The sequence below is a fragment of the Rhodoblastus sp. genome (assembly GCF_041915505.1).
In the GTDB taxonomy this organism is placed as follows: Bacteria; Pseudomonadota; Alphaproteobacteria; order Rhizobiales; family Beijerinckiaceae; genus Rhodoblastus.
In genome coordinates this window covers 1-5,785 of record NZ_JAYSBG010000228.1, presented here as the reverse complement: position 1 = coordinate 5,785, position 5,785 = coordinate 1, and the positions used below count along the sequence as shown (strand labels likewise).

Genomic DNA, 5,785 nt, shown 5'->3' with positions numbered 1-5,785 from the left:
ACGCGGCAGATTGGGGCCAATGCTTTGCGCTCTTCGGGAGCGCGGGAGAGGCCGCGCCTGTGACCACGACCTTTCGCCGCGGAAGGGATTTCCGCGCCTATGTTCAGGACTCGCTCGCGACGCGGGAGGGCGCTTCCGCGCCCGCGCGCGATCGCCTGGCGCTGGCGCGCGCCTGGACGGCCGGATGGGCGGCGCGTTGGAAGACGCCGGAGGGCGGGGGCTTTCGTCTTTTCGACCGCGGGCCATTCGTTTCGCTTCTGACGCGGCTTTCGTTCCGGACGGCGCCGCCCCGGCCCGATTCCGACGAGGCGGCGACGCCGGAGCGCGCCGGCGCCGAAGCGCTGCGCGCGCGCCGCGCCGAGGCCCGTGATCGGCCGTCGCGTCCGACGCCGGCGGAGCGCGGCCCGTCGCCCATAGGGTTTTCGAGCGAAGTGGATGCCGGTTCGCGTAAAGAAAACGCGTCAAAACAGGAATCTAGATCGTTTGATTGTTTCCATGAAACAATCAAACGATCTAGCCGCGATTTCGAGGCGAGCCGTCGGGAGATCGCGGCGGTTCAGGCCCGGCTCGACGCGCAGCCGGAAAAACGTCCCGCGCCGGCGGACGCCACGCAGCAATGGACCGCCGAACTGGCGCGGGAATATCGGCGGGAGTTCCACCCGGTCGAGGCCGCGCGGCGGCCGGCGCCGGAGCCCGCCGCCGACAAGGACCCGGCGGCGGCGAAAGGGGCGGCCAAGGCTTTCTTCCTGGCCGGCAAGGCCGCCTGGACGGCGGGCCGCGTGCTGGAGCCCGTCGCGCGTTTCCTGTCGCGGCGCAGCGCCCCGATCCTCAAGGTCGCGGCGGTCGGGCTGGCCATTCTCGGCGCCGCCGGCTTTCTGGCGCAATGGCCCGAACGCGGCGCCGGCGGCGAGCCTTCCCCGACGGCGTCCAAATCCTCGGAGACGGCCGCGCCGCGCTCGGCCTGGCTCGAAATCCAGAAGCCGCTGCGGCTTTACGATCTCACCGCGCCGCAATTCGTCCGCGAAAAGCGCGTCTATACGGCGCGGCGTCATTCGACCGGCGGCGGGCGTGAGGATGCGCTGACCTTCGGCGAATTCACCGGCGACGGCCCGTTCCTGCGGCTGTCGATCTATCGCCACGGCGCCGAAAAGACCGCCGACGCCGCCTTTTTCGTGGACATGGCGCGCCGCGCCGCCCAGCTCGGCCTCGGGCTTGGCCGCGCGACCATCGCCCAGACCCAGCCCACCCGTTTCGGCGATTTCGAGACGGCGGCCCTGACCATGACCGAAGGCCGGGCGGCGCGCGACAATTGCCGGGGTTTCCGCTTCAGCGCGACCCAATTGGGTCTGTCCATGGCGGGATTCGCCTGCGGCGCCGGCGACGAGTCGGTCGGCGCGGGCGAGCTCGCCTGTCTCATCGACCGGCTCGACCTGGTCTCCGCCGGCGAGGACCGCGCCTTGCGCGATTTCTTCGCCGGCGCCCAGGCGCGCGGGCCGCGCGGCTGCCCGGAAGCGGCTTCGGCGCCGGCCAAAAACCGTCCCGGCGGGGCGAAAGGGTTGCAGGAAAACCGCGCCAGCGGAGTTTTTTAACTTTGGCAGGCAAATCGCTATCGCTCTTCGTCGCGAAGCGCTAAATTACGGCTCAGCATCAGGAGCAAAATAATGCGCCGTCAGTCTCTCTTCGTCCTCGCGCTCATGTCCGGCGCTCTCGTCGGCGCCAGCGCTTACGCCCAAACCAGCAATAATGTCCGCCAGCCTTCGAGCCGGGTCCAGCGCGCGGCGGCCGCCGCCGAACTGACCGTCACGAAGAAGAGCTGGCTCGATCCCGGCAATGTCGTGCCGATCGGCACGCAGGATCGCTACGCGCAAACCGTGAAATATCCGACCAGCCCGGCGCCGGGCGGCACCTATCGCAACGACATTCTCGGCGATTGGCTGCTGCCGCAATGGTTCGGCGGCGTGCCCGGCTTCCAGCGCTGAAGGCATTACGCCAAAATAAAACGGCCGGGCGAGAGCCCGGCCGTTTTGCTTTGCGATAAGGCGCGTTCAGTCCTTGGCGCGCTCGACATAGGTGTTGTCCTCGGTGAGGACGACGATGCGGGCGCCGACGCCGATATGGGGCGGGACCATGACGCGCAGGCCATTATCCATCTTGGCCGGCTTGTAGGAGGAGGACGCCGTCTGGCCCTTCACCACCGGCTCGGTCTCGACCACTTCGAGCGTCACGCGGGCGGGCAATTGGATCGCCACCGCCACGCCGTTGAAGATCGACAGGATGCATTTCATGCCTTCCTGCAGATAGGCGGCCTGTTCGCCGATGACGTCGCCGGGAACGATGACCTGTTCGAAATTGTCGTCGTTCATGAAGGTGTAGCCGTCGCCGTCAGCATAGAGATAGCTGAAGTTCATGTCCTCGACATGGGCGCGCTCGACCTGTTCGGTGGTCTTGTAGCGCACCGAGGTCTTGTTGCCGTCCGACAGGCGGCGCATGTCGATCTGGGTCGTCGGCGTGCCCTTGCCCGGGAAAAAGCTTTCGGCGCTGAGCACGACATAGAGATTGCCGTCCTCGTGCTCGATGATATTGCCCTTGCGGACGTTGCTGGCGATGATCCTCACGTTTCGACTTCCTTGCAGCAAGGCCCGCCGCGCCGGTTGAAGGGGCGGGCCGTCGGGTCTATGGACCTGTGTGAAACTTGCGGCGACAGCTATAACCATTCGTCGTCGCAAAGCCAGTTTTTTGTCACATCGATGCGAGGCAGGGCTGCGATGGCGCGATACGCCCCGTTCTGGGCGCCCGAACATCATGAAGCCCGGCGGCCCCGGCTGCTGGCGCGGGCGCGAATCGTCCGGGCTCTGCGCGGCTTTTTCGAAAGCGAAGGCTTTGTCGAGATCGAGCCCGCCGCGCTGCAGGTTTCGCCGGGCAACGAGACCCATATTTCCGGCTTCGCCACGTCTTTCGAGCCGTTGGGCGGCGCGCCGACGCCTTATTACCTGCATTCCTCGCCGGAATTCGACTGCAAGAAACTGCTCGCCGCCGGCGAGCGCCGCATCGTCTCCTTCGCCCATGTCTTCCGCAATGGCGAGAGGACCAGGCTGCACCATCCCGAATTCACCATGCTGGAATGGTATCGCGCCGCGGCGCCCTATCGCGCCTTGATCGAGGATTGCGCCGCCGTGCTGCGCCTCGCGGCCGAGGCGGCGGGCGTGAGCGAATTCCGTTTCGGCGAGTCGCGGCTCGATCCTTTCGCCGCACCGGAAATCCTGCCCGTGGCCGAGGCTTTCGCGCGTCATGCCGGACTCGATCTCGCCGCCGCGCTCGACGACCGCGACGCTCTTGCGCGCGAGGCGGCGCGGCTGGGCCTGCGGGTGAGCGCCGACGATCATTGGTCCGATCTGTTCAGCAAGATCGTCAGCGAGAAAATCGAGCCCTGTCTCGGCCATGGCCGCGCGACCGTGTTGATCGATTATCCCGTCAGCGAGGCGGCTCTGGCGCGGCGCAAGCCGGAGGATCCACGTTTCGCCGAACGTTTCGAGCTTTACGCCTGCGGCGTGGAACTTGCCAACGCTTTTGGCGAATTGACCGATCCGGCCGAGCAGCGCCGCCGTTTCGAGGCCGATATGGCGGAACGCGCGCGCATTTATGGCTCGGCCTTTCCGATCGACGAGGATTTTCTGGCCGCTTTGGCTTTCATGCCCGAGGCGAGCGGCATTGCGCTCGGCCTCGACCGCCTCGTCATGCTGGCGACGGGGGCGGATCATATCGAGGACGTCCTGTGGGCCCCGGTCGCCGCGCCGAAAGCTGTCGCGTCATGAGTCGCGGCGTCATGACCGGAACCCTGACGCGGCCGGAGGAGCTGATCGCGGCGGGCCTCGCCGCCCCGGAACAGGCGGCGGCTTTAGCCGAGGTCGCGGCGCGCTACAGCGTCGCCGTGCCTACGGATGTGGCGGCCCTGATCGAGACCCCGGACGATCCGATCGGCCGGCAATTCCTGCCCGATCCGGCCGAATTGACCCTGCTGCCGCAGGAGCGCGCCGATCCGATCGGCGACGACGCCCATGAGGCTGTCAGGGGGCTGATCCACCGCTATCCCGACCGCGCCTTGCTCAAGCTGACCAGCGTTTGTCCGGTCTATTGCCGCTTCTGCTTCCGCCGCGAGCGCGTCGGCGCCGGGACGGAGGGCCTGCTCGACGCAGCCGCGCTCGACAAGGCTTTCGCTTATCTGGCGGCGCACCGCGAAATCTGGGAGCTGATCGTCACCGGCGGCGATCCGCTTGCGGTTTCGCCGCGTCGGCTGGCGGCGCTGTCCGAGCGGCTGGCGGCGCTCGACCATGTGAAAATCCTGCGGTTCCATTCCCGCGTTCCGGCTCTGGCGCCGGAGCGGATCACGGATGAACTGATCGCGGCGCTGCGCGCCAGCGGCAAGACGGTCTATGTCGCGCTGCACGCCAATCATCCGCGCGAACTGACGCCGGCCGCACGCGCCGCCTGCGCGCGCCTGATCGATTCCGGCATTGTCATGGTCAGCCAGACGGTCCTGCTGCGCGGCGTGAATGACACGGTCGAGACCTTGTCCGCTTTGATGCGGGCCTTTGTCGAGAACCGCATCAAGCCTTATTACCTGCATCATCCTGATCTCGCGCCCGGCACCTCGCATCTGCGGGTGAGCCTCGAACAGGGCCAGGCTTTGGTCCGCGCGCTGCTCGGGCGGCTCTCGGGCCTGTGCCAGCCGATCTATGTGGTCGATATTCCCGGCGGCCACGGCAAGGCGCCGGCCGGGCCAAGCTATTGGCGGCGGGAGGGCGATCATTGGCGGGTTGAAGATTGGCGCGGAACAAGCCACGCTTATGCCGATCCGCCGGCCGTCAAAAAGCCGGCCGCGCCTTGATTTGGGCCGATTTTGCGGCAATCTGCGCGCCGAAGAGAGGGAGATTCGCAGTGACGCGTCCCGCTTCGCGCGGCCTGATCGCGCGATTTTTGCTGATCCTGTTGCTTGGCGTGTTCGTTGGGGCGCTCGGCGCGCCGCTGGCGCCGGCCGGCTCGGCCGTGGCGAAATCGCCTGTCCCCAAATATGATCAGGTCGCGCAGGCCGCCACGACCGCCCCGGCGTCGGCGCCCGACGCCTCCGCCGCCAGCGATCCCGCCGCCACGCTTGACGCCGTCAAGCAGAGCCTCGACCAGATCGACGCCAAGCTCGCCAATGACACCATGTCCGACGCGGAGCTGGTCAAGCTGCGCGCCTCGCTCGACCCGATTTCGGCCCAGATCCAGGGCGTGATTGGCGACGTTCAACCCAAACTTGCGGCGGTAAAGGCGCGGCTCGACCAGCTCGGCCAGCCGCCCGATCCAAAAGCCAATCCGCCGGCCGCGCCGGAGGATCCGGCCGTGACGCAGGAACGCGCCGATCAGCAGAAGCTGTTTTCGGCGCGGGACGACCTGCTCAAGCGCGCCAATGTCTCGCAATTGCGCGTCGACCAGATCGCCGCGGCGATCGCGGATCAGCGACGCACCCTTTTCACGAACTCGGTGTTCCAGACCGCGTCGAGCATCGCAGCGCCGAGCCTGTGGATGGATGTGGCGCGCGACGTCCCGCACAATCTTTCCGCCGCGCGCGGGGCGCTGATGGATTTCGTCGATCAGTCCGGCCGCGCCTTGGCGAGCGGCTCGGCTTTGCTGTTCGCTCTGGCGGTGATCGCGCTCATCGGCCTGGTCGTCGCCGCCGCCGTGCTGGCGCGGCGCGTGATCCCGCGCGAGAAATCCGGGCGTCCGCCGACCGAATTACAGAAAG

Annotated in this window: 6 protein-coding genes; 5 read left to right on the top strand and 1 reads right to left on the bottom strand. The window is 67.3% G+C overall.

Annotated features, from left to right (window positions below; all coding sequences use genetic code 11):
* Positions 1–59: 59 nt before the first annotated feature.
* Positions 60–1,589: a hypothetical protein gene (locus ACE3S9_RS13625; RefSeq protein WP_374547014.1), complete on the top strand. Its 1,530-nt coding sequence runs from the start codon at positions 60–62 to the stop codon at positions 1,587–1,589.
* Between the two features lie 105 nt (positions 1,590–1,694).
* The gene (locus ACE3S9_RS13620) at positions 1,695–1,979 is read left to right on the top strand and encodes a hypothetical protein (RefSeq protein ID WP_374547013.1); all 285 of its coding nucleotides are present in this window, start codon (positions 1,695–1,697) and stop codon (positions 1,977–1,979) included.
* Between the two features lie 66 nt (positions 1,980–2,045).
* On the opposite strand, the gene efp is transcribed toward ACE3S9_RS13620, so the two are convergent.
* Complete coding sequence (gene efp / locus ACE3S9_RS13615) at positions 2,046–2,615, bottom strand: elongation factor P (protein ID WP_374547012.1); 570 nt, start codon at positions 2,613–2,615, stop codon at positions 2,046–2,048.
* Positions 2,616–2,765: 150 nt separating this feature from the next.
* Here efp and epmA point away from each other — a divergent pair, with 150 nt between their 5' ends.
* The 3 genes from epmA to ACE3S9_RS13600 all read left to right on the top strand — a co-directional run.
* Positions 2,766–3,812 carry an EF-P lysine aminoacylase EpmA gene (epmA, locus tag ACE3S9_RS13610; RefSeq protein ID WP_374547011.1) on the top strand — a complete coding sequence of 349 codons (1,047 nt, stop codon included), beginning with the start codon at positions 2,766–2,768 and terminating at the stop codon, positions 3,810–3,812.
* Positions 3,809–4,885, top strand: coding sequence for a lysine-2,3-aminomutase-like protein (locus ACE3S9_RS13605; protein ID WP_374547010.1), 1,077 nt, complete (start codon positions 3,809–3,811; stop codon positions 4,883–4,885). Before epmA ends, ACE3S9_RS13605 begins: the two co-directional genes overlap by 4 nt.
* A gap of 50 nt (positions 4,886–4,935) precedes the next feature.
* A partial coding sequence (locus ACE3S9_RS13600) for a DUF3772 domain-containing protein (RefSeq protein ID WP_374547009.1) occupies positions 4,936–5,785 on the top strand: 850 nt, incomplete at its 3' end.